Origin of the sequence: Actinoplanes sp. NPDC051859 (assembly GCF_044452725.1) — a bacterium.
Lineage (GTDB): Bacteria > Actinomycetota > Actinomycetes > Mycobacteriales > Micromonosporaceae > Actinoplanes.
The window spans coordinates 1-1,443 of sequence record NZ_JBITBX010000041.1; the positions used below are offsets into that span (position 1 = coordinate 1).

The 1,443-nt window shown below is 67.9% G+C and carries 1 protein-coding gene; it reads left to right on the forward strand.

What is annotated here, in order from left to right; all coding sequences use genetic code 11:
• Window positions 1-230 precede the first annotated feature (230 nt).
• The gene (locus ACIA1L_RS33420; RefSeq protein ID WP_396077077.1) at window positions 231-1,421 is read left to right on the forward strand and encodes an IS110 family transposase; all 1,191 of its coding nucleotides are present in this window, start codon (window positions 231-233) and stop codon (window positions 1,419-1,421) included.
• Window positions 1,422-1,443 lie beyond the last annotated feature (22 nt).

Here is a 1,443-nt window from a genome sequence, read left to right on the forward strand (position 1 = left end):
GAGGTCCTTAAGTTTGAGGGGTCAGTAGGTTGTGCTGACGACCCGAGCGGGCCGGGTGTGGCTGGATGGTGTGGTTGCCGGCTTTCGGGTGCGGCTTGAAAGGACTGGCCGCCCGGCTCGTTTGGACTTCCCTGGCCGCTGATTGAGATCTGCGATCTGTCGCTGCTTTAAGGACCTGACGGTGGGGTTGTCCGAGGGTGGAGAGGCCAGAACGTCTTGGGGAGGGCAGTGTGATCGAGTCCGGCTGGGCCGGTGTCGATGTCGGTAAGGAGCACCACTGGGTGACGTTGCTCGACGGCGATGGTGCGGTGTTGCTGTCGCGTAAGGTCGCCAACGACGAGCGCGAGATCGTGCAGATAATCGCTGACTGCGCCGCGGCGGCGCGGGCGGTGCAGTGGGCGGTCGACTTGACCACCGTGGAAGCGGCTCTGTTGCTGAGTGTGTTGTGGGCCAATGAGCAGCCGGTCAGATATCTGTCCGGCCGGTCGGTCAACCACGCGGCCCGGGCGTATCGCGGTGAGGGCAAGACCGACGCGCGTGACGCCCGGGTCATCGCCGACCAGTCCCGGATGCGCCGTGACCTGCCGGTGCTGCGCCCCGGCGACGACCTGATCGCTGAACTGCGCATGCTCACCGGCCGCCGCACCGATCTGGTCGCCGACCGCACCCGGACCATCAACCGGCTGCGCCAGCAGTTGACCGCGGTGTGCCCGGCGTTGGAACGCGCCGCCGACATCGCCAATCACCGCGGCTGGGTGATCCTGCTGGCCCGTTACCAACGGCCGAAAGCGATCCGCCGGGCCGGCGTCGACCGGCTCACCACGATGCTGACGGGCGCCGGGGTGCGTAACGCCGCCCGTATCGCCGAGGCCGCCGTCACCGCGGCCAGGACGCAGACCGTGCGCCTGCCCGGCGAGGACGTGGCCGCCGAACTGGTGGCCGTCCTTGCCAAGGAGGTGATGGACCTCGACACGCGGATCAAGCAGGCGGACACCGCGATCGAGGAACGGTTTCGCCGCCACCGACTGGCCGACGTGATCGTCTCGATGCCCGGCTTCGGTTTCCGGCTCGGCGCGGAACTGCTGGCTGCCATCGGTGACCCCGACCTGATCGGCTCCGCCGATCACCTGGCCGCCTACGCCGGGCTGGCCCCGGTCGCCAACGACTCCGGCAAACGCACCGGCAGGCTGCATACCCCGAGCCGCTACAACCGCCGGCTGCGTCGCACGATGTACATGTCCGCGCTGACCAGCATGCGCTGTCACCCCGAGTCCCGCGCCTACTACGACCGCAAACGCACCGAAGGCAAACGCCCCATCCAAGCCGTCATCTGCCTGGCCCGACGCCGTACCAACGTGCTGTGGGCCCTCATCCGCGACAACCGCACCTGGCAGGACGAACCCCCCACCATCACGGCTTGACACGCTCATTGAGAGTCCTTTC